Genomic DNA, 21,192 nt, shown 5'->3' on the forward strand with positions numbered 1-21,192 from the left:
CGCTCATGTGACCGGTAAATAACACCGGAAGGATAACCGAACCCAGCCCGGAAAAATGAGAATCCTGATCGTTGAAGACGACCCGATGCTGGGCGACGGGCTTCGCCGCGGCCTGCAACTGCTGGACTATGCGGTCGACTGGTTCAGCACGGGCGCTGAAGCCGACCATGCACTCGGCGTGGTCCACTATGATGCCGTGGTGCTGGACCTGGGCCTGCCAGGGGAGGACGGCATGTTGCTGCTCGCGCGCTGGCGTGCCCGCGGCTGCCGCATCCCGGTGATTGTGCTGACCGCGCGCGATGCGATCGACAGCCGCATCGGCGGCCTTGACGCCGGCGCCGACGACTACCTGGTCAAGCCGATCGCGCTCGATGAGCTGGCGGCCCGGCTGCGTGCCGTCACCCGCCGCGCCGCGGGCCTGTCGTCGCCAGTGTGGAAGCACGGCGCGCTGGAATTCCACCCGGCAGCGCGCCAGGCGTACTGGCAGGGCCAGCCGGTGGAACTGACCAGCCGCGAAGCCATGTTGCTGGAGCTGCTGCTGGCGCACCCCAACCGGCTGCTGACGCGCGACTTCCTGCGCGACAAGCTTTATGACTGGCAGGGCGGCGTCGAGAGCAACGCGCTAGAGGTGCATATCCACCACTTGCGCCGCAAGATTCATCCGAAGATCGTGCGCACCTTCCGCGGCGCGGGCTACACGCTGGGCGCGGCGGAGGATTGCATATGACGTTGCAGCGCCGGCTCATTTTTGCGGTGCTGATCGCCGCGCCGGTGGTGTGGCTGCTGACCATCGGCTTGACCTACGTGCGGGCCCGGCATGAGATCAACGAGCTCTATGACACTGACATGGTGCGCATGGCGCTGCAGATGCATTCGGTGGTCCCGCTGGTGGATGTCGCCGCTGCGCCGTCGCGCACGCGGCTGCCGCAACTGGTGGAAGGCGACCAGGGCGACGCCGGGCTGGGCGACCTGGCCATCGCGGCGTGGCTGCCGGACGGCAAGTCGCTGCATATCGATCCCGAGGGCGACCTGCTGCCACGCGCCCCCGGCGTCAAGGGCTTCACCGATATCACCATCAACAAGAAGGCCTGGCGGCTCTACTACCTCGACGACCCCGACACCGGCTGGCGTGTCTGTGTCGGCCAGCAGATCGGCGAGCGCAACGAGCTGATCCTGTCCTATATCGCCGCGCAGGTGCTGCCGTGGGCCGCGGGGCTGCTGGTGCTGATCGGGCTGCTGATCTGGTTCATGCGGCGCGCGCTGGCGCCGGTGCGGGCGCTGTCCTCGGACATCGAAGGGCGCGCCCCGGACGACCGCCGGCCGCTCAGCCTTGAGGCCGTGCCCGGTGAACTGGTGCCGCTGGTGCATGCGATGAACCGGCTGCTGGCGCGCGTATCCGATTCAATTGAACACGAACGGCGCCTGACCGCCGATGCGGCGCACGAGATGCGCACGCCGCTGGCCGCGCTCAAGGCGCAGTGGGAGATAGCCGAGCGCTCGCCTGACGCCGACGAACGCGCGCAGGCGCGCGCCAATGTGGCTTCCGGCATCGACCGCATCGGCCGGCTGGTGTCGCAGCTGCTGACACTGAGCCGGCTGGAGGATGCCTCGGCGCCGCCTTCGCGCCAGCCTGTCAACTGGCTGCCCGTGGCGCAGCAGGCGCTGTCAGACTGCCTGGGCCTGGCCCAGCAGAAACAGGTCGATGTCGAGCTGGAATGGCCGGCGCAGGGCCATCCCCCATTGCCCGTGGCGGGCGACACCAGCCTGCTGTCGCTGATGCTGCGCAACCTGCTCGACAACGCCATCCGCTACAGTCCGCCGGGTGCGCTGGTGACGGTCGATTTCCAGCCTGACGGCATCACCGTGCGCGACCAGGGGCCGGGCGTGGCGCCGGACGTGCTGGCACGGCTGGGAGACCGCTTTTTCCGCGGCGGCAGCGGGCAGCGCGAGCAGGGGCACGGCCTTGGCATTTCCATCGCGCGGCGCGTGGCGCGGCTGCATGGGCTGGAAATTGCGTTCGCCAACCGCTCGGATGGGGCCGGGAAGGGCCTGGCGGTGCGGATCGGGCGCGGCGGCTGAAAGCAAAGACGCCCCGCACGGCTTCCCGTGCGGGGCGTCTTGCCATGCGCTTGCGGCTTAGCGCTTGAGCTTGGCGAAGGCCGCGGCCATCGCGCCCGCCGGTTCCTGCTCGCGGCGGCCGCCACCCAAGCCCTTGCCGCCATTGCGCTGAGCGCCGCGGTCGCCACGGTCGCCGCCGGCACGCGCCGCGGCCTGGCCGGGCTCGTCGTCCAGGCGCATCGACAGGCCGATGCGGTTGCGCTTGACGTCGACCTCCATCACCTTGACCTTGACCACCTGGCCAGCCTTGACCACCTCGTGCGCGTCCTTGACGAACTTGCTGGACAACGCCGAGATATGGACCAGGCCGTCCTGGTGCACGCCGATATCGACAAACGCACCGAAGGCTGCCACGTTGGTGACCACGCCTTCCAGCACCATGCCGGGCTGCAGGTCCTTCACGTCTTCCACGCCTTCCTGGAAGGTTGCGGTCTTGAACTCGGGGCGCGGGTCGCGGCCCGGCTTTTCCAGTTCGGTCAGGATGTCGCGGACGGTCGGCAGGCCGAAGGAGTCGTCGGTGAACTGCGTCGGCGACAGGCCGCGCAGCGCGTCGCGGTTGCCCATCACATCGCGCAGGCCCTTCTTGACGTGTTCCAGGATGCGCTGCACCACCGGATACGCCTCCGGGTGCACCGAGGAGCGGTCCAGCGGATTGTCGCCGTCGTTGATGCGCAGGAAGCCGGCCGCCTGCTCGAAGGTCTTGTCGCCCAGGCGCGGCACCTGCTTCAGCGCGTTGCGGTTGGGGAAGGCACCATTGGCGTCGCGGAACTCGACGATATTGCGCGCCAGCACCGTGTTCAGGCCCGACACGCGCGCCAGCAGCGGCGCCGACGCGGTGTTGACGTCAACGCCCACGGCATTTACGCAGTCTTCGACCACGGCGTCCAGCGCCCGCGCCAGCTCGCGCTGGTTGACGTCATGCTGGTACTGGCCCACGCCGATCGACTTGGGATCGATCTTGACCAGCTCGGCCAGCGGATCCTGCAGCCGCCGGGCAATCGACACCGCGCCGCGCAGCGACACATCCAGGTCCGGGAATTCCTTGGCTGCCAGCTCCGACGCCGAATACACCGAAGCGCCGGCCTCGCTGACCACGATCTTGGTCAGCTTCAGTTCGGGCATCTGCTTCATCAGGTCCTGCACCAGCTTGTCTGTTTCGCGGCTGGCGGTGCCGTTGCCAATCGACACCAGCGCCACATTGTGCTGTTTTGCCAGGCGCGCCAGCGTGGCGAGCGAGCCGTTCCAGTCGCGGCGCGGCTCGTGCGGGTAGATGGTGGCGGTGTCCAGCAGCTTGCCGGTGTTGTCCACCACGGCGATCTTGCAGCCGGTGCGGATGCCTGGGTCGACGCCCATCACGGACTTGGGCCCGGCCGGCGCGGCCAGCAGCAGCTCATGCAGGTTGCGGCCGAACACCTTGATGGCTTCGTTCTCTGCGGTTTCGCGCAGCTGCGTCAGCAGTTCGGTTTCCAGGTGGGGCTGCACCTTGACGCGCCAGCACCAGCGGCATACGTCGCCCAGCCACTTGTCGGCCGGGCGGCCCAGGTTCTGGACGCCGACCTGGCGCGCGATCATGCCTTCGCACGGGTGCGGCACCATCGCGTCCTGTTCCTCGCCCAGGCCCAGCTTGACCATCAGCACGCCCGCGTTGCGGCCGCGGAACAGCGCCAGCGCGCGGTGCGACGGCACGGTGCGGATGGTCTCGCTGTAGCTGTAGTAGTCGCGGAACTTCTCTTCCTCGGCGGTTTCCTTGCCTTCCATCACGGTGGAGGCCACCACGCCGTTGTTCCACAGGTGCTCGCGCAGCTTGCCCAGCAGTTCCGCGGTTTCGCCGAACTGCTCGGACAGGATGTCGCGCGCGCCGTCCAGCGCGGCCTTGACATCCGGCACGCCGCCGTCGGCGGTGGGGTTGCCGTTGACGTACTTGGCGGCCTCGGCCTGCGGGTCCAGCGTGGGATCGGCCAGCAGCGCCTGCGCCAGCGGCTCCAGCCCGCATTCGCGCGCGATCTGGGCGCGGGTGCGGCGCTTGGGCTTGTAGGGCAGGTAGAGGTCTTCCAGCGTTTGCTTGGTTTCGGCGGCCTCGATGGCGGCCTGGAGCTCGGGCGTCAGCTTGCCTTGCTCCTGGATCGACGCGAGGATGGTCGCGCGGCGGTCTTCCATGTCGCGCAGGTACAGCAGGCGCTCTTCCAGGTTGCGCAGCTGCGTGTCATCCAGGTTGCCGGTCACTTCCTTGCGGTAGCGGGCGATGAAGGGCACGGTGGCGCCTTCGTCGAGCAGCGCCACGGCCGCGGCCACCTGGCGCGGCTGCACGGACAGTTCAGCCGCGATGAGCGAGACAATCTTTTGCGAGACGGATGCGGGCAGGTTGGACATCGGAGAGCGCAGCGAAAAACGCAGTCAGTCGAAAGCGGGGCATTTTGCCACAAGCGTGGGAGGTATCCGCCGGGGCGCGCTGTGGGTGCGGGGCGGGCGGCGTCCCGCGCACGTCCGGAACGGGCCGGCGGGGCAGGCCGGTACCCAGCCCGGATGCTAGAATCCGGTCATGATCGTCAAGTCCCGCCCGGCCGCCGCCAAGGCCACCATCCTGGCCATGCCAACCTTCGCCAACGTGCCTGAAACTTCCCTGTTCCGATTCGGCCGCCTGGCTGCACTGGCCGTGGCTGCATGCGCCGTGCTGATGCCGCTGCGCGAGGCGCGCGCCCAGGCTTCCGCGTCCGCCGCGCCGCCCGCCGCCAATGGCCAGCGCGACTTTGCCGCCGAACGCAAGGCCGTCGACGATTCGCGCGCCTGGACCAACTACCGCTTTGCCGCCGCCGAACGCGAGTGCTACGGCAAGTTCTTTGTCAACCGCTGCATCAACAATGCCAAGGAAGTCCAGCGCGAGGAGCTGCAGGTGCTGCGCAAGCGCGAACTGGAGGTAGGCGAGGCCGAACGCGCCCACCGCGCCGCCGAGCGCGACCGCGAACAGGCGCTGCGCAACGCCGAGTTCGAGGCCAGCCAGCCGAAGCGCTCGGCCAGTGAACAGTCCAGCCGCGAGGCCTTCCAGAAGAAGCAGCAGGAACAGCAGCTGCGCGAGGCGCAGCGCCAGGGCGAGGCGCCGCAGCGTGCCGCCAACGCGCAGGCGTACGAGAAGAAGCAGTCCGACTTCGATGCCCGCATGCAGGAGGCCCAGCAGAAGGGCGCCGAGCAGGCCCGCCAGCGGCAGGAGAATGTCAAGGCGTACGAGGCCAAGCAGCGCGACCTCGAACAGCGCCAGAAGGAACTGGAAGAGCGCCGCGCCAAGGCGAAGGAGCAACAGGGCCAGGCGTCGGCGCCGCGCCCGTTCGGCTTCTGAGGCCCGGCACCGTGACTGCGCAGCGGAGGCATAGATGGACAGCAACCTGAACACCCTGGAGCGGCGCATCATGGAGTTGCAGATCGAGCACCGCGACCTGGATTTCCTGATCGACCGGCTTGCCGGCGACGCCATCCATGACGAACTGCAGCTGCGCCGGCTGAAAAAGCGCCGCCTCAAGCTGAAGGACGCCATCACGCTGCTGCAGCTGCAGCTCGAACCCGACGTGCCGGCCTGAGCGCATCCGCGCCAGGCTAGCCCATTGTCTTGCCGATCGCCGCCGGCCCTGTCCGGCGGCCCATACAACATTCTCCCCCCTCCCTTGTCCGATCTTCCAGATTCCCCTGAGCCGCCCGAAGCCGTCAGCCTGACCGACGCCGGGTCGCCCGCGCCTGCCGGGCCCGCCGACGACGGCGCCAGCCGCGGCGCTGAACTGGCCACCATCTTTGCCGATACCGGCACGCTGGCTCAGGCCATTCCCGGCTACCGGCCGCGCGCCTCGCAGCACAAGATGGCCGAGGCCGTCGCCGATGCGATCGCGCAGAACGATTCCGTCATCGTCGAGGCGGGCACCGGCACCGGCAAGACCTACGCCTACCTGGTGCCGGCGATGCTGTGGGGCGGCAAGGTGATCCTGTCGACTGGCACCAAGAACCTGCAGGACCAGCTGTTCCTGCGCGATATCCCCACCGTGCGCCATGCGCTGAACGTGCCGGTCTCGGTGGCTCTGCTCAAGGGCCGCGCCAACTACGTCTGCCACTACCACCTGGAACGCGCGCAGGCCAACGGGCGCCTGGCGTCGCGCCAGGATGCGGCGTGGCTGCGCGAAATCGGCCGCTTCATCAAGGAAACCTCCACCGGCGACAAGGCCGAGCTGGCGTCCGTGCCCGAGAACGCGCCGGTATGGCAGATGGTGACCTCCACGCGCGACAACTGCCTGGGATCGGAATGCCCGCATTACAAGGAATGCTTTGTGATGCGCGCGCGCAAGGAAGCGCAGCAGGCCGACGTGGTGGTGGTCAACCATCACCTGTTCTTTGCCGACGTGGTGCTGCGCGACACCGGCATGGCGGAACTGCTGCCGGCGGCCAACACCGTGATCTTCGACGAAGCCCACCAGCTGCCCGAGACCGCCACGCTGTTCTTCGGCGAGACACTGTCGACCAGCCAGCTGCTGGAAATCGCCCGCGATTCCGTGGCCGAAGGCCTGTCGCATGCGCGCGATGCGGTGGACTGGGTCGCGCTGGCCGCGCCGCTGGAGCGTGCCGCGCGCGACCTGCGCCTGGCCTTCAGCAAGGACAATGCGCGGCTGGCGCTGGGCCAGATCGAGGCCGACCGCCGTATCGCCGAGCCTTTCAACGAGACGCTCGATGCGCTGGACGAGGCGCTGTCAGACTTCGTCGAAATGCTCGAAAGCCAGGCCGAGCGTGCCGAATCGCTGCAGCAATGCCACCGCCGCGCGCTGGAGCTGGCCAACAAGCTGGCCGCGTGGCGCGCCGATGCCACGCCCACGCCGGCACCGCAGCCGCCGGAGGGCGACGGTGAAACCGCGCCAGCGGTGCCCGCCGGGCCTGAAACCGTGCGCTGGGTCGAGGTGTTCTCGCATACCGTGCAGCTTCACCGCACGCCGCTGTCGATCGCGCCGATCTTCACACGCCAGCGCGACGGCCAGCCGCGCGCGTGGGTTTTCACCTCGGCCACGTTGTCGGTGAAGGGCAACTTTACCCACTACGCCGCGCAGCTGGGGCTCGACAAGGACCGCTCGCTGACGCTGCCCAGCCCGTTCGATTACGCGAAGCAGGCGCTGCTCTACGTGCCGCGCGACATGCCGGCGCCGCAGTCGCCGCAGTTCACCGACGCGGTAGTGCAGGCGGCATTGCCGCTGATCGAGGCCGCCGGCGGGCGCACCTTCCTGCTGTGCACCACGCTGCGCGCCGTGCAGCGTGCCTCGGACCTGCTTTATGACGCGTTTGCCGAGCGCGGCCTGAACCTGCCGCTGCTGGTGCAGGGCCAGGCCAGCCGCACCGAGTTGCTGGACCGCTTCCGCGAACTGGGCAATGCGGTGCTGGTCGGCAGCCAGAGCTTCTGGGAGGGCGTGGATGTGCGCGGCGAGGCGCTGTCGTTGGTGATCATCGACAAGCTGCCGTTCGCGCCGCCGGACGACCCGGTGCTGGCCGCGCGCATGGAAGTGCTGCAGAAGAAGGGCCTGAGCCCGTTTGCCGTGCACCAGCTGCCGCATGCGGTGATCACGCTCAAGCAGGGGGCGGGGCGGCTGATCCGTTCGGAATCGGACCGCGGCGTGCTGGCGATCTTCGATACGCGGCTGGTCGAGAAGCCCTATGGCCGGCAGATCTGGCAAAGCCTGCCGCCGTTCACGCGCACGCGTGAGGCAGCGACGGTGGTGCGGTTCCTGGAGTCGCTGCGCGGGCCTGGCAAGGAAGCTGAGGCGGAGCCCGCAGGGGACGCGGCAGCTGACTGAACGCTGCGGGTGCCGGAAAAAGAAAAACGGGACGTATCCTCCGATACGTCCCGTTTTTTATGGCCGCTGGCCAGCCGGCGTCAGAACACTTCCCACCAGGCCTTGTCCTTGCGGCGCGCGCCGTACTTGATGAAATCGCTGTCCGGGAAATTGCGCTCCATCACGCGCGCGGTGTCGTCGCGCAGGTCCTTCATGCCCATCGCGTCATACGAGCGGATCATGATGTACAGGGCCTCTTCGTTGGCCGGTGCGCCGTCATAGTCCTTCAGTGACTGCTGGGCACGGTTGACGGCTGCCAGGTAGGCGCCGCGCCGGTAGTAGTAGCGCGCGGCATGCACTTCATGCTGGGCCAGCGAGTTGACGATGTACTGCATGCGCAGCGTGGCGTCGGGGGTGTACTTGCTTTCCGGGTAGCGCGTGATCAGCGTATGGAAGGCGTCGTACGCGGCGCGTGCGGCCTTGGGGTCGCGCTCGCTCAGGTCCTGGCCCGAGAATCGGCCCAGCCAGCCCAGGTTGTCGTTGAAGTTGATCAGGCCCTTGAGATAGTAGGCGTAATCGATATTGGGATGGTTCGGGTGCAGCTGGATGAAGCGGTCCACCGCGGCCAGGGCTGCTGCCGTTTCACCATCCTTGTAGCTGGCATAGGCGGTATCGATCTGGGCCTGCTGCGCATAGCGGCCAAACGGATAGCGGCCTTCGAGCTTTTCATACAGCTTGACGGCACGCGTGTAGTCGCCGCCATCCAGCGCATCCTTGGCTTCCGAATATAATTTGTTGGCCGACCAGCCTGCGGTCTCGTCGGGTTGGTCCGCGAGCAGGCCGCATGCAGACAGCATGACGCAGCCGCCTGCGAGCAGAACCGCTCCAATTGTCGTGCGCCAGCGCGCGCGTTTCATGCTCTGCAATTGCATGGGCAATCGTATCCCGGATGAAGAAAAATAGCGTCAAGCATTATAGCCCAAGCCCCCAGCCCAACCCCGAAGCAGGAGATGGCGTGGGAGGACTTCCACCAGAACGGGTGCGCGCAGTCGCGTCCGTGGCCGATTTCGAGGCACATCCCGAGGAATTTGAAGACCTTGCCGAGACGCCGTCCGGCAGCGGCGCGCCAGCAGCCGAGCCGGCCGTGACCCTGACGCTGGAGGTGGACAGCGCCTCGCATGGCGAGCGGCTCGATAAATTGCTCGCGCGTCACTTCAGCGAGTTTTCACGCAGCCGCCTGCAACAGTGGATCGAAAGCGGCGCGGTGCGCGTCGACGGCCAGGTGCGCCGGCCGCGCGACGCGGTGCAGATGGGCAACCGCATCGAGATCCAGCCGCAGGCCGCGCCGGAATCGTCCGCTTTCTCGCCCGAGGACGTGCCGCTGGACGTGGTCTATGAAGACGACACCCTGCTGGTCATCAACAAGCCCGCGGGCCTGGTGGTGCACCCGGCTGCCGGCAACTGGAGTGGCACCGTGCTCAACGGGTTGCTGCACCGCGACCCCGCCGCCACGTCGCTGCCGCGCGCGGGTATCGTGCACCGGCTCGACAAGGAAACCTCAGGGCTGATGGTGGTGGCGCGCTCGCTGACCGCACAGACCGACCTGGTGCGCCAGCTGCAGGCGCGCACGGTCAAGCGCACCTATATCGCGCTGGTGTGGGGCCGCACCTATGACGAGGGCACCATCGACGCGCCCATCGGCCGCGACCCGCGCGAGCGCACGCGCATGGCGGTCGTGCATACCGCCAGCGGCAAGCCGTCGCGCACGCATTTCCGCACGCTGGCCACGGTGCCGCTGGGGCGGGGCTTCGTGTCGATGGTGATGTGCAAGCTGGAGACCGGCCGCACGCACCAGATCCGCGTGCATTTCGAATCGATCGGCCATCCGCTGGTGGGCGACCCGGTCTACTTCCGCGCCACGCAGCGCGGGCAGCGCCCGGCGGTCCGCGCGCCACTGCCGGTGCCATATGAGCGCCAGGCGCTGCATGCGTACCAGCTTGGCCTGGTGCACCCGGCCACCGGCAAGCGCATGTCGTGGACCGCGCAGCCGCCGGAAGACCTGCAGGCGCTGATCGATGCGCTGGATTTTGAAAGCGCGCAGGCCGACGAGGAAGAAGAAGCCTGGGACGAAGTCTGGGAAGGCGGCGAGGCCCACTGGGAATACGCCGGCGATGATGAAGACGGTGACGATGATGATGAGCGCAGCGCCTGATCCCGCCTGGCTGGTCCCTGACTGGCCCGCGCCGGCGCGCGTGCGCGCGCTATCCACGACGCGCCAGGGCGGCGTCAGCAAGGGCCCGTACGGGCTTGCCGGCGGCGCCCCGGGCGGCCTGAACCTGGGCACCCACGTTGGCGACGACCCCGCCGACGTGGCGCGCAACCGCGCGCGGCTGGCCGCATGCCTGCCGTCGATGCCGCAATGGCTGGAGCAGGTGCATGGCTGCGCGGTGGCGACGGTCGATCATGTCGCGGCCCCGGGCGCGCCCGTGCCCCAGGCCGACGCGAGCCTGGCGGCGGCACCCGGCCACGTCTGCGCCGTGATGACGGCGGATTGCCTGCCGGTGCTGCTGTGCGATGCGCAGGGGACGGTGGTGGGCGCCGCGCACGCGGGCTGGCGCGGCCTGTGCAGCGGCGTGATCGAAGCCACGCTGTCACGGATGCAGGCCGCTGCCGGTGCTGGCGCCCCGCGCTGGCTGGCGTGGCTGGGCCCGGCCATCGGCCCCGACGCGTTCGAGGTGGGTGCCGAAGTGCGCGATGCCTTCCTGGCGCAGGCACGCGCCGATGAACAGGCCGCGGTTGCCGCAGCCTTCCGCGCTGGCGCACCGGGCAAGTATCTTGCCGACATCTATGCGCTGGCGCGCATGCGCCTGGCGCGCGCCGGCTGCACCGAGGTCTACGGCGGCGACGCCTGCACCGTGGCCGAAGCCGGTCGCTTCTACTCCTATCGGCGCGACGGCGTGACCGGCCGCATGGCCAGCCTGGTCTGGCTGGCGGACTGAGCCGGCCGCTGCCTCAATCGTCCTTGCCCCTGGCCGCCTGCGCGCGCTCGGCTTCGGCCTTGCGCCGCCGCCGGCCGGGCGTGCCCATGATGTAGAGCACCAGCGCCACCGGCGCCACGCCATACATCAGGAAGGTGGCAACCCCTGCCACCACGGTGTGCTCGGTGATCGCCATCATCAGCGCCACGTAGAGCCAGCCAATGGCTACGATGTACATCAAAATTTCATCCTTCTCGCCTATGCTCTGTGGCCTCGGCAGATGCGAGCGCTGCATACCGTCCGGTAGGTCGGGATGCGCGCGGCGCCGGGGCGGATTCCCGCATTGACAGCGCGTGCGTTGCAAGGCAACAATGGGCTCAAATGTCTCGGAATCGCTGACGATTCCCAGGTTTCTCCGGCAAGCATACCGCATGGCGTTGCCACGCCAGAGTGTTGCGTTTGCCGGATAAAAGGGGAGCCGCTATCGGAATGGACGCAAGCCATGGCCGCAGCAGGTGCGGTCTGGGCTTCCAGCCAGTTCCAGGGCAGATGTGCCGGCAGACCCTCCCGCTTTGGGGGAGGCAAGCCGGGTCCATTCGGATAGCATCTCCCCATGCAAAGTGCCGGCCAGGGCAATGCCCGGAGCCGGTTCGAATAGTGACGGCAGAGAGACAATCAAATCATGGCGACCGGCAAAGGCGCGGCAGCTTCCACTCAGGAAGGCAAGTCCCAACCATTCAAGTTCACGCCGGGGCCATTCGATCCAGCCACATGGCTGGAATGGTCCCGCCAGTGGCAGGGCACTGAAGGCAACGGCCACGCGGCCGCGTCCGGTATTCCGGGCCTGGATGCGCTGGCAGGCGTCAAGATCGAGCCGGCGCAGCTGGGTGATATCCAGCAGCGCTACATGAAGGATTTCTCAGCCCTGTGGCAGGCCATGGCCGAGGGCAAGGCCGAGGCCACCGGGCCGCTGCACGACCGGCGCTTCGCCGGCGACGCATGGCGCACCAACCTGCCATACCGCTTCGCTGCCGCGTTCTACCTGCTCAATGCGCGCGCCTTGACCGAGCTGGCCGATGCCGTCGAGGCCGATGCCAAGACGCGCCAGCGCATCCGCTTCGCGATCTCGCAATGGGTCGATGCGATGTCGCCCGCCAACTTCCTCGCCACCAATCCCGAGGCGCAGCGCCTGCTGATCGAGTCAGGCGGCGAATCGCTGCGTGCCGGCGTGCGCAACATGATGGAAGACCTGACGCGCGGCAAGATCTCGCAGACCGACGAGAGCGCGTTTGAGGTCGGCCGCAATGTCGCGGTGAGCGAAGGCGCCGTGGTCTTCGAGAACGAATACTTCCAGCTGTTGCAGTACAAGCCGCTGACCGACAAGGTGCATGCGCGCCCGCTGCTGATGGTGCCGCCGTGCATCAACAAGTACTACATCCTGGACCTGCAGCCGGAGAGCTCGCTGGTGCGTCATGTGGTGGAGCAGGGGCATACGGTGTTCCTGGTGTCGTGGCGCAATCCGGACGCCAGCATGGCCGGCAGCACCTGGGACGACTACATCGAGAACGCGGCCATCCGCGCCATCGAAGTCGCGCGCGACATCAGCGGGCAGGACAAGATCAACGTGCTGGGCTTCTGCGTGGGCGGCACCATTGTCTCGACCGCGCTGGCGGTGCTGGCCGCGCGCGGCGAGCACCCGGCCGCCAGCGTCACGCTGCTGACCACGCTGCTGGACTTTGCCGACACCGGCATCCTCGACGTCTTTGTCGACGAGGGCCATGTGCAGCTGCGCGAGGCCACGCTGGGCGGCGGCGCCGGCGCGCCGTGCGCGCTGCTGCGCGGCCTTGAGCTAGCCAATACCTTCTCGTTCCTGCGTCCGAACGACCTGGTGTGGAACTATGTGGTCGACAACTACCTGAAGGGCAACACGCCGGTGCCGTTCGACCTGCTGTTCTGGAATGGCGACGCCACCAACCTGCCGGGGCCGTGGTACTGCTGGTACCTGCGCCACACCTACCTGCAGGACGAGCTCAAGGTGCCGGGCAAGCTGACCGTGTGCGGCGTGCCGGTGGACCTGGCCAGCATCGACGTGCCGACCTACATCTACGGCTCGCGCGAAGACCATATCGTGCCGTGGACCGCGGCCTATGCCTCGACCGCGCTGCTGGCGAACAAGCTGCGCTTCGTGCTGGGCGCGTCGGGCCATATCGCCGGTGTGATCAACCCGCCGGCCAAGAACAAGCGCAGCCACTGGACCAACGATGCGCTGCCGGAGTCGCCGCAGCAATGGCTGGCCGGCGCCACCGAGCATCACGGCAGCTGGTGGCCGGACTGGACCGCATGGCTGGCAGGTCAGGCCGGCGCGAAACGCGCTGCGCCCGCCAACTACGGCAATGCGCGCTATCCCGCGATCGAACCCGCGCCTGGGCGATACGTCAAAGCCAAGGCATGACGCTTGCATGAGTGCCGGCGTGCGTCATGCACGGCGCCGGCAGGCTTGCAGGTTCCCTCCCGTTTCCATTGAAAGGACTACACAATGACTGACGTTGTCATCGTATCCGCCGCCCGCACCGCGGTCGGCAAATTTGGCGGCTCGCTGGCCAAGATCCCGGCGCCGGAACTGGGTGCCCTGGTCATCAAGGCCGCGCTGGAGCGCGCCGGCGTCAAGCCGGAGCAGGTGAGCGAAGTCATCATGGGCCAGGTGCTGACCGCCGGTTCGGGCCAGAACCCCGCCCGCCAGGCCGCGATCAAGGCCGGCCTGCCGGCGATGGTGCCGGCCATGACCATCAACAAGGTGTGCGGCTCGGGCCTGAAGGCCGTGATGCTGGCCGCCAACGCGATCATGGCGGGCGACGCCGAGATCGTGGTGGCCGGCGGACAGGAAAACATGAGCGCCGCGCCGCACGTGCTGCCGGGCTCGCGCGACGGTTTCCGCATGGGCGATGCCAAGCTGGTCGACACCATGATTGTCGACGGCCTGTGGGACGTGTACAACCAGTACCACATGGGCATCACCGCCGAGAACGTGGCCAAGGAATACGGCATCACGCGCGAGGCGCAGGATGAGTTCGCGGTCGGCTCGCAGAACAAGGCCGAAGCCGCGCAGAAGGCCGGCAAGTTTGACGAAGAGATCGTCCCGGTGCTGATCCCGCAGCGCAAGGGCGACCCGGTGGCCTTCAAGACCGACGAGTTCGTGCGCCAGGGCGCCACGCTGGACAGCATGTCCGGCCTCAAGCCCGCCTTCGACAAGGCCGGCACGGTGACCGCGGCCAACGCCTCGGGCCTGAATGACGGCGCCGCCGCGGTGGTGGTGATGTCGGCGGCCAAGGCCAAGGAACTGGGCCTGACCCCGCTGGCCACGATCAAGAGCTACGCCAACGCCGGTGTCGATCCCAAGGTGATGGGCATGGGCCCGGTGCCGGCCTCCAAGCGCGCGCTGTCGCGCGCCGAGTGGACCCCGCAGGACCTGGACCTGATGGAAATCAACGAGGCCTTCGCCGCGCAGGCGCTGGCGGTGCACCAGCAAATGGGCTGGGATACCTCCAAGGTCAACGTGAATGGTGGCGCCATCGCCATCGGCCACCCAATCGGCGCTTCCGGCTGCCGTATCCTGGTGACGCTGCTGCATGAGATGAAGCGCCGCGACGCCAAGAAGGGCCTGGCCTCGCTGTGCATCGGTGGCGGCATGGGCGTGGCGCTGGCAGTCGAGCGCAAATAAGGAAGGGGTTTTCCGGGGCCGCGCGCGGTTGGCGCGGACCCGGCGACGATAACGAAGAGCCAATCAAGGAGTGGACATGACTCAGCGCATTGCGTATGTGACCGGCGGCATGGGTGGTATCGGAACCGCCATCTGCCAGCGGCTGGCCAAGGATGGCTTTCGTGTGGTGGCCGGCTGCGGCCCCAACTCGCCGCGCCGTGAAAGGTGGCTCGAGCAGCAGAAGGCACTCGGCTTTGACTTCGTTGCCTCTGAGGGCAACGTGGCTGACTGGGACTCGACCAAGACCGCATTCGACAAGGTCAAGGCCGAGGTCGGCGAGGTCGATGTGCTGATCAACAACGCCGGCATCACCCGCGACGTGGTGTTCCGCAAGATGACCCGTGCCGACTGGGACGCGGTGATCGACACCAACCTGACCTCGCTGTTCAACGTCACCAAGCAGGTGATCGACGGCATGGCTGACCGCGGCTGGGGCCGCATCGTCAACATCTCGTCGGTGAACGGGCAGAAGGGCCAGTTCGGCCAGACCAACTACTCCACTGCCAAGGCCGGCCTGCACGGCTTCACCATGGCGCTGGCGCAGGAAGTGGCGACCAAGGGCGTGACGGTCAACACCGTTTCGCCGGGCTATATCGCCACCGACATGGTCAAGGCGATCCGCCAGGACGTGCTCGACAAGATCGTCGGGACGATCCCGGTCAAGCGCCTGGGTGAGCCGGAAGAGATCGCTTCGATCTGCGCCTGGCTGTCGTCGGACGAGTCCGGTTTCTCGACCGGCGCCGACTTCTCGCTCAACGGCGGCCTGCATATGGGCTGACCTGCCGGCCTGGTTCAACCAGTCGGCAGCCGGCGCTGGCGCCCGCGTATTGCGGTGCAGCCAGCGCGGCGCACAAGGCGGCGGAACGCTACGTTGCGCCACCTGTTTCGCGGGCCGTGATGGCCCGCGAATCGTTTCTGCCCGCGTGGCATTCCTCCCTTTTTGCGCCAGTTCACCGGGTTTTCCTTAAGCCTGGTCGCTTTTCTTAGTGCCTTGTTGGGCATAGAATCAGGGCAGCGGCGCAGCCAGCACCATGTTCGTGCAGCGCGGCCCTCGCGGGGGCGAGGTTGCAGGCCGCCACGCGCAGCCATGCGCGAACAGGCCACCAGACGGCCGGCACGACAACAAGCAGATGGCGCGGGCGATACCGATTTGCGCACTGCACCCCATGCGGTGCAGCAGCGCGCAAACAGCGATGACACAAGGACAGAGCACCGATGGCCACGACCAAAAAAGGCGCAGAGCGACTGATCAAAAAGTATCCGAACCGCAGGCTCTACGACACCCAGACCAGCACCTACATCACCCTGGCCGACGTCAAGCAACTGGTCATGGATTCAGAAGAATTCAAGGTCGTCGACGCCAAGTCTGGTGACGAACTGACCCGCAGCATCTTGCTGCAGATCATCCTGGAAGAAGAATCGGGCGGCGTGCCGATGTTCTCCAGCGCGATGCTGTCGCAGATCATCCGTTTCTATGGCCATGCCATGCAGGGCATGATGGGCACCTACCTGGAAAAGAACATCCAGGCCTTCATCGACATCCAGAACAAGCTGGCCGAGAACTCCAAGGGCCTGTATTCCGGCGAAACCTTCAGCCCCGACATGTGGTCGCAGTTCATGAACATGCAGGGCCCGATGATGCAGGGCATGATGAGCAACTACATCGAGCAGAGCAAGAACCTGTTCGTGCAGATGCAGGAGCAGATGCAGAGCCAGGCCAAGAATATGTTCGGGACGTTCCCGTTCAACCAGCCGGACAAGAAGTAAAGCACTAGCGGCGGGTTCTCCACCCGCCGCATATCCCGCGCGCGGGCTGGCACTCAGCCCGCGCTCGCATGCAGGCGGATGCCCAGCGCCCGCATCACCTCCCTGAAGGCCCTGCCGACGCAAAGCAGGTAGAATGCGCGATCTGCGCCCCCTAGGCGCACGCAATCACGCAATTCTCTCCAGCGGCGGCTCAGTGTGGACTCGCCTTTTGTGCGCGAAACCCCATGCCCTCCGTTATCCAATATGCTCGTCCGGCCTTTCAGGCCCGGCCCTCTGCTTCGGTGGAGGCCTTGCCATGAGCCGGCTGTTCCTGGCCCCCATGGAAGGGCTTGCCGACTACGTCTTGCGCGACGTGCTGACCGACGCTGGCGGCTACGACGGCTGTGTATCCGAGTTCGTTCGTGTGACGGGTTCGTTGCTTCCTGCGCGGGTCTACGAGCGCGATACGCCCGAAATCCTCGCCGGCGGCTATACCCGCAGCGGCACGCCGATGGTGATCCAGTTGCTCGGCAGCGATCCGGAATGGCTGGCGCGGAATGCGGCCTATGCCGCGACTTTGTCGCCGCATGGCATCGACCTGAACTTCGGTTGTCCCGCCAAGGTCGTCAACCGGCATGGCGGCGGCGCCATGCTGCTGACGAATCCTGAGTTGTTGAACCGGATCGTTGCGTCCGTGCGCGCGGCGGTGCCGGCCCATATCGCCGTGACGGCGAAAATGCGGCTGGGCGTCTCCGATACCTCGTTGGCCATTGATTGCGCCAAGGCGCTGGCCGAGGGCGGCGCGGCTTCGCTCGTGGTGCATGCCCGCACGCGGGACCATGGCTACCGGCCGCCGGCCCACTGGGACTGGATTGCGCGCATTGCGGCGGCGGTGGACGTGCCCGTGATTGCCAACGGAGACGTCTGGACGGTCGCGGACTGGGAACGCTGCCGGGCTGTCAGCGGTTGCGCCGACGTGATGATCGGGCGCGGCGCCGTGTCCGATCCCTTCCTGGCCCAGCGCATTCGCGGGCTGATGGACAGCTCGCCGTCGGACGAGGAGTGGCCGCTGGTGCTGCGCCAGATCGCCACTTACCTGAAAAAGCTGCATGCCCGTATTGCCTCCTGCCACGAGCATGGGCGCGTGAAACTGTGGCTCAGCTATCTCAAGCGGACGTGGCCGCAGGCCGCCGAACTGCATGCGGCCATCCGGCGCATGCAGGACTCCCTGGAGATAGAGCGGGTCCTGGAAGGCCTGCCGGGAGCCGCTACCGCGCTGGAATGACGCGGCATTGCCGCAGCCTGGGCCACATGTGTGGAGTCAGGCGCCGAGAATTCATGGCAAACGGTTAAAATGCGCGATTGGCTCACCGGCCGCCGGCCTTGTCCCCGCATATTCCGCCGCGCCTGCCCCCACATTCGGATTGCACTGTGAAAAACCCTTCAGAATCAACGACCCAGAAAGACCATAGTCCGCGTGTGGGATTCGTTTCCCTTGGCTGCCCCAAGGCGCTGGTCGACTCCGAGCAGATCATCACCCAGCTGCGCGCCGAGGGCTATGCCATCAGCGGCACCTATGACGGCGCCGACCTGGTCGTGGTCAATACCTGCGGCTTTATCGACGAAGCCGTGCAGGAGAGCCTGGACGCCATCGGTGAGGCCCTGACCGAAAACGGCAAGGTCATCGTCACCGGCTGCCTTGGGGCGAAGAAGGATGCGGCGGGCCACGACATCGTGTCGTCGGTGCACCCCAAGGTGCTGGCCGTGACCGGCCCACATGCGCTGGGCGAGGTGATGCAGGCGGTGCACACGCACCTGCCCAAGCCGCATGACCCGTTCACCGACCTGGTGCCGGCCGCCGGGATCAAGCTGACGCCCAAGCACTACGCCTACCTGAAGATTTCCGAAGGCTGCAATCACCGCTGCTCGTTCTGCATCATCCCGTCGATGCGCGGCGACCTGGTGTCGCGCCCGGTGGCCGAGGTCATGCTGGAGGCCGAGAACCTGTTCAAGGCCGGCGTCAAGGAACTGCTGGTGATCTCGCAGGACACCAGCGCATACGGCGTCGACGTCAAGTACCGCACCGGTTTCTGGAACGGCCGCCCGCTCAAGACCCGCATGACCGAACTGGTGGCGGCGCTGGGCGAGCTGGCTGCGCAATATGGCGCCTGGGTGCGCCTGCACTACGTCTACCCATACCCGCACGTCGACGAGATCATCCCGCTGATGTCGCAGGGCCACGTGCTGCCGTACCTCGATGTGCCGCTGCAGCATGCGCACCCGGACGTGCTCAAGCGCATGAAGCGCCCGGCCAATGCCGAGAAGACCATGGACCGGATCCGCGCCTGGCGCGAGATCTGCCCCGACCTGACCATCCGCAGCACCTTTATCGCGGGCTTCCCGGGCGAGACCGAGGCGGAGTTCCAGACGCTGCTGGACTTTATCGCCGAAGCCGAACTGGACCGCGTCGGCTGCTTCGCCTATTCGCCGGTGGAGGGCGCCACCGCCAACGACCTGCCGGGCGCGCTGCCCGACGAGGTGCGCGAGGAACGCCGCGCCCGCTTCATGGAAGTGGCCGAAGAGGTCTCGGCCCGACGCCTGCAGCGCAAGGTCGGCCAGACCCTGCGCGTGCTGGTGGACGAGGTCAACCAGGACGGCGGTATCGGCCGTTCGTCAGCGGATGCGCCGGAAATCGACGGGCTGGTCTATATCGCGCCGCCGGAGCGTACCTCCCAGCGCTACCGCGCCGGCGAGTTCGTCGACGTGAAGATCACCGGCGCCGACGGCCACGACCTGTGGGGCGAGGTCTGAAACGGGTTGATTAGGTAAAAGTACGCTCGTTCGATTTCATCCGCGTCCCGCTATACTGTGCGGTGCAACATAACCTCATGGAGACAAAGTCATGACGCGTGAAGTGGTAGTGGTGAGCGGTGTCCGTACCGCGATCGGGACCTTTGGCGGCAGCCTGAAGGATGTGGCGCCGGCGGAGCTGGGTGCGCTGGTGGTGCGCGAGGCGCTGGCGCGCGCGCAGGTATCGGGCGACGATGTCGGCCACGTGGTGTTTGGCAACGTGATCCAGACCGAGCCGCGCGACATGTACCTGGGCCGCGTCGCGGCTGTCAACGGCGGGGTGACGGTCAACGCCCCCGCGCTGACCGTGAACCGCCTGTGCGGCTCGGGCCTGCAGGCCATCGTCAGCGCCGCGCAGACCATCCTGCTGGGCGATACCGACGTGGCCATTGGCGGCGGCGCGGAAAGCATGAGCCGCGCGCCGTACCTGGCGCCGGCAGCGCGCTGGGGCGCACGCATGGGCGATGCCGGCCTGGTCGACATGATGCTGGGCGCGCTGCACGATCCCTTCCATCGCATCCACATGGGTGTGACCGCCGAGAACGTCGCCAAGGAATACGACATCTCGCGCGCGCAGCAGGACGAGGCGGCGCTGGAATCGCACCGCCGCGCTTCGGCCGCGATCAAGGCCGGCTACTTCAAGGACCAGATCGTCCCGGTGGTGAGCAAGGGCCGCAAGGGCGACGTCACCTTCGACACCGACGAGCACGTGCGCCATGACGCCACCATCGACGACATGACCAAGCTCAAGCCGGTCTTCGTCAAGGAGAACGGCAGCGTCACCGCCGGCAATGCCTCGGGCCTGAACGACGCCGCCGCCGCCGTGGTGCTGATGGAGCGCGCCGAGGCCGAACGCCGCGGCCTGAAGCCGCTGGCCCGCCTGGTGTCCTACGGCCATGCCGGCGTGGACCCGAAGACCATGGGCATCGGCCCGGTGCCGGCGACGAAGATCGCGCTGGAGCGTGCCGGACTGCAGGTGTCGGACCTGGACGTGATCGAAGCCAACGAAGCCTTTGCCGCGCAGGCGTGCGCGGTGACCAAGGCGCTCGGCCTGGATCCGGCCAAGGTCAACCCGAACGGATCGGGCATCTCGCTGGGCCACCCGATCGGCGCCACCGGTGCCCTGATCACGGTGAAGGCGCTGTATGAGCTGAACCGCGTGCAGGGCCGCTACGCGCTGGTGACGATGTGCATCGGCGGCGGGCAGGGCATTGCCGCCATCTTCGAACGCATCTGAGGTTAGCCTTGCGCCCGGCTTTGCTGACGAAGAACCTCTGCACGCTCGGCCTGGCCGCCGTGCTCGTCCTGGCGGGTACGGTGCAGGCAGCGCCGGGCACCGAGCTGACGACCGGCCCGGTGATCGGCGGGCCAGCCGGCGGGGAAGGCCTGGGTATCAACCAGGCCATTCGCGACGGCGAAGCCCGGCGCGGCGGCACCTCGCTTTCCACTGGCGCGCCAAGACCTCTGGCGCCGCGGCCGGAATATGCGTCGCTGCCGGTCTACGTCGGCAAGGTCGGCGACCAGCCGGTGCGGCTGCGCCTGGGCCCCAAGCCTGACGAGCGCGACAGCGTGCGCGGCGAATACGCCGGCCGTGGCGCCGGTGTGCGCCTGCTGGCCGGCGAGTGGGAGAACGGCGCCTTCCTGATGGAGGAGTCCGACGACGGCACCCGCGTGTCGGGCAACTGGGAAGGCAGCATCGACGCCAGCGGCGCCGTGCGCGGCACCTGGACCGATGCGTTCAACCCGGCCATCGTGCTGCCGTTCTTTATCCGCCCGCTGGGCGTGCTGGTGATCCCCCCGTTCGACATGACGCCCAACAGCGGCGTCACCTACGCGCCGCCGGCGCCGAAGTCCTCGATTTCCGGCTGGTAAGCCGTTTCCTGGTGCCCGCCGTTGCCATCGCCGGTGGCGCGGCCGGCATTTGCTGGTAAGCTCGAAGGCTCATCGAGTCTCA

The 21,192-nt window shown here is 67.3% G+C and carries 18 protein-coding genes; 15 read left to right on the plus strand and 3 right to left on the minus strand.

Annotation, left to right across the window (positions count from 1 at the left end; translation table 11 throughout):
• The first annotated feature begins 55 nt into the window (after positions 1–55).
• Both RS901_RS13290 and RS901_RS13295 read left to right on the plus strand, forming a co-directional pair.
• On the plus strand, positions 56–727 hold the full coding sequence (locus RS901_RS13290; protein ID WP_316149215.1) for a response regulator: 672 nt from the start codon (positions 56–58) through the stop codon (positions 725–727).
• Positions 724–2,079, plus strand: coding sequence for an ATP-binding protein (locus RS901_RS13295; protein ID WP_316149216.1), 1,356 nt, complete (start codon positions 724–726; stop codon positions 2,077–2,079). The genes RS901_RS13290 and RS901_RS13295 overlap by 4 nt, the downstream gene beginning before the upstream one ends.
• Positions 2,080–2,136: 57 nt before the next feature.
• On the opposite strand, the gene RS901_RS13300 is transcribed toward RS901_RS13295, so the two are convergent.
• Positions 2,137–4,488: a Tex family protein gene (locus RS901_RS13300; protein ID WP_316149217.1), complete on the minus strand. Its 2,352-nt coding sequence runs from the start codon at positions 4,486–4,488 to the stop codon at positions 2,137–2,139.
• Between the two features lie 169 nt (positions 4,489–4,657).
• Between RS901_RS13300 and RS901_RS13305 the strand changes: the two genes are divergently transcribed.
• From RS901_RS13305 to RS901_RS13315, 3 genes are all read left to right on the plus strand, one after another.
• Positions 4,658–5,449, plus strand: a complete 792-nt coding sequence (locus tag RS901_RS13305; RefSeq protein ID WP_316149218.1) for a hypothetical protein — start codon at positions 4,658–4,660, stop codon at positions 5,447–5,449.
• 34 nt (positions 5,450–5,483) lie between these two features.
• Positions 5,484–5,687 carry a DUF465 domain-containing protein gene (locus RS901_RS13310; protein ID WP_012352626.1) on the plus strand — a complete coding sequence of 68 codons (204 nt, stop codon included), beginning with the start codon at positions 5,484–5,486 and terminating at the stop codon, positions 5,685–5,687.
• 84 nt (positions 5,688–5,771) lie between these two features.
• Entirely contained in the window at positions 5,772–7,928 is a 2,157-nt protein-coding gene (locus RS901_RS13315; RefSeq protein WP_316149220.1) for an ATP-dependent DNA helicase, read from the plus strand.
• 80 nt (positions 7,929–8,008) lie between these two features.
• Here the strand turns inward: RS901_RS13315 and RS901_RS13320 are convergent, their stop codons facing one another.
• Positions 8,009–8,839: an outer membrane protein assembly factor BamD gene (locus RS901_RS13320; RefSeq protein WP_114135275.1), complete on the minus strand. Its 831-nt coding sequence runs from the start codon at positions 8,837–8,839 to the stop codon at positions 8,009–8,011.
• Between the two features lie 17 nt (positions 8,840–8,856).
• On the opposite strand from RS901_RS13320, the gene RS901_RS13325 reads away from it, so the two are divergent.
• Positions 8,857–10,119: an RluA family pseudouridine synthase gene (locus RS901_RS13325; protein WP_316149221.1), complete on the plus strand. Its 1,263-nt coding sequence runs from the start codon at positions 8,857–8,859 to the stop codon at positions 10,117–10,119.
• Complete coding sequence (pgeF, locus tag RS901_RS13330) at positions 10,103–10,906, plus strand: peptidoglycan editing factor PgeF (protein WP_316153496.1); 804 nt, start codon at positions 10,103–10,105, stop codon at positions 10,904–10,906. The genes RS901_RS13325 and pgeF overlap by 17 nt, the downstream gene beginning before the upstream one ends.
• Positions 10,907–10,919: 13 nt before the next feature.
• Here the strand turns inward: pgeF and RS901_RS13335 are convergent, their stop codons facing one another.
• Entirely contained in the window at positions 10,920–11,123 is a 204-nt protein-coding gene (locus RS901_RS13335; RefSeq protein ID WP_316149222.1) for a hypothetical protein, read from the minus strand.
• Positions 11,124–11,567: 444 nt separating this feature from the next.
• Here RS901_RS13335 and RS901_RS13340 point away from each other — a divergent pair, with 444 nt between their 5' ends.
• The 8 genes from RS901_RS13340 to RS901_RS13375 all read left to right on the plus strand — a co-directional run bounded on the left by RS901_RS13340 (position 11,568) and on the right by RS901_RS13375 (position 21,110).
• Complete coding sequence (locus tag RS901_RS13340) at positions 11,568–13,337, plus strand: class I poly(R)-hydroxyalkanoic acid synthase (protein ID WP_316149223.1); 1,770 nt, start codon at positions 11,568–11,570, stop codon at positions 13,335–13,337.
• A gap of 84 nt (positions 13,338–13,421) precedes the next feature.
• Positions 13,422–14,603 (plus strand): acetyl-CoA C-acetyltransferase, encoded by a 1,182-nt coding sequence (locus RS901_RS13345; RefSeq protein WP_316149225.1) that lies wholly within the window; start codon positions 13,422–13,424, stop codon positions 14,601–14,603.
• A 76-nt stretch (positions 14,604–14,679) separates the two neighbouring features.
• Positions 14,680–15,420, plus strand: coding sequence for a 3-ketoacyl-ACP reductase (locus RS901_RS13350; RefSeq protein WP_013956453.1), 741 nt, complete (start codon positions 14,680–14,682; stop codon positions 15,418–15,420).
• 437 nt (positions 15,421–15,857) lie between these two features.
• A complete protein-coding gene (phaR, locus tag RS901_RS13355; RefSeq protein WP_013956454.1) occupies positions 15,858–16,409 on the plus strand; it encodes a polyhydroxyalkanoate synthesis repressor PhaR in 552 nt (183 codons plus the stop codon).
• 295 nt (positions 16,410–16,704) lie between these two features.
• Entirely contained in the window at positions 16,705–17,673 is a 969-nt protein-coding gene (locus RS901_RS13360; protein WP_316153497.1) for a tRNA-dihydrouridine synthase, read from the plus strand.
• A 146-nt stretch (positions 17,674–17,819) separates the two neighbouring features.
• Positions 17,820–19,199, plus strand: a complete 1,380-nt coding sequence (gene rimO, locus RS901_RS13365; RefSeq protein WP_316149227.1) for a 30S ribosomal protein S12 methylthiotransferase RimO — start codon at positions 17,820–17,822, stop codon at positions 19,197–19,199.
• A gap of 91 nt (positions 19,200–19,290) precedes the next feature.
• Positions 19,291–20,475: a beta-ketothiolase BktB gene (bktB, locus tag RS901_RS13370; RefSeq protein WP_316149228.1), complete on the plus strand. Its 1,185-nt coding sequence runs from the start codon at positions 19,291–19,293 to the stop codon at positions 20,473–20,475.
• Positions 20,476–20,483: 8 nt separating this feature from the next.
• Entirely contained in the window at positions 20,484–21,110 is a 627-nt protein-coding gene (locus tag RS901_RS13375) for a hypothetical protein (protein WP_316149230.1), read from the plus strand.
• The last annotated feature ends 82 nt before the right edge of the window (positions 21,111–21,192 follow it).

Origin of the sequence: Cupriavidus sp. BIC8F, assembly GCF_032465815.1 — a bacterium.
Classification (GTDB): domain Bacteria; phylum Pseudomonadota; class Gammaproteobacteria; order Burkholderiales; family Burkholderiaceae; genus Cupriavidus; species Cupriavidus necator.

Bases quoted from the DNA above. Each gene is read 5' to 3' on its own strand.
- RS901_RS13290 (WP_316149215.1), top strand. From the start codon at position 56: ATGAGAATCCTGATCGTTGAAGACGACCCGATGCTGGGCGACGGGCTT.
- RS901_RS13295 (WP_316149216.1), top strand. From the start codon at position 724: ATGACGTTGCAGCGCCGGCTCATTTTTGCGGTGCTGATCGCCGCGCCG.
- RS901_RS13300 (WP_316149217.1), bottom strand. From the start codon at position 4,488: ATGTCCAACCTGCCCGCATCCGTCTCGCAAAAGATTGTCTCGCTCATC.
- RS901_RS13305 (WP_316149218.1), top strand. From the start codon at position 4,658: ATGATCGTCAAGTCCCGCCCGGCCGCCGCCAAGGCCACCATCCTGGCC.
- RS901_RS13310 (WP_012352626.1), top strand. From the start codon at position 5,484: ATGGACAGCAACCTGAACACCCTGGAGCGGCGCATCATGGAGTTGCAG.
- RS901_RS13320 (WP_114135275.1), bottom strand. From the start codon at position 8,839: ATGCAATTGCAGAGCATGAAACGCGCGCGCTGGCGCACGACAATTGGA.
- RS901_RS13325 (WP_316149221.1), top strand. From the start codon at position 8,857: ATGAAGAAAAATAGCGTCAAGCATTATAGCCCAAGCCCCCAGCCCAAC.
- pgeF (WP_316153496.1), top strand. From the start codon at position 10,103: ATGAGCGCAGCGCCTGATCCCGCCTGGCTGGTCCCTGACTGGCCCGCG.
- RS901_RS13335 (WP_316149222.1), bottom strand. From the start codon at position 11,123: ATGTACATCGTAGCCATTGGCTGGCTCTACGTGGCGCTGATGATGGCG.
- RS901_RS13340 (WP_316149223.1), top strand. From the start codon at position 11,568: ATGGCGACCGGCAAAGGCGCGGCAGCTTCCACTCAGGAAGGCAAGTCC.
- RS901_RS13345 (WP_316149225.1), top strand. From the start codon at position 13,422: ATGACTGACGTTGTCATCGTATCCGCCGCCCGCACCGCGGTCGGCAAA.
- RS901_RS13350 (WP_013956453.1), top strand. From the start codon at position 14,680: ATGACTCAGCGCATTGCGTATGTGACCGGCGGCATGGGTGGTATCGGA.
- phaR (WP_013956454.1), top strand. From the start codon at position 15,858: ATGGCCACGACCAAAAAAGGCGCAGAGCGACTGATCAAAAAGTATCCG.
- RS901_RS13360 (WP_316153497.1), top strand. From the start codon at position 16,705: ATGAGCCGGCTGTTCCTGGCCCCCATGGAAGGGCTTGCCGACTACGTC.
- bktB (WP_316149228.1), top strand. From the start codon at position 19,291: ATGACGCGTGAAGTGGTAGTGGTGAGCGGTGTCCGTACCGCGATCGGG.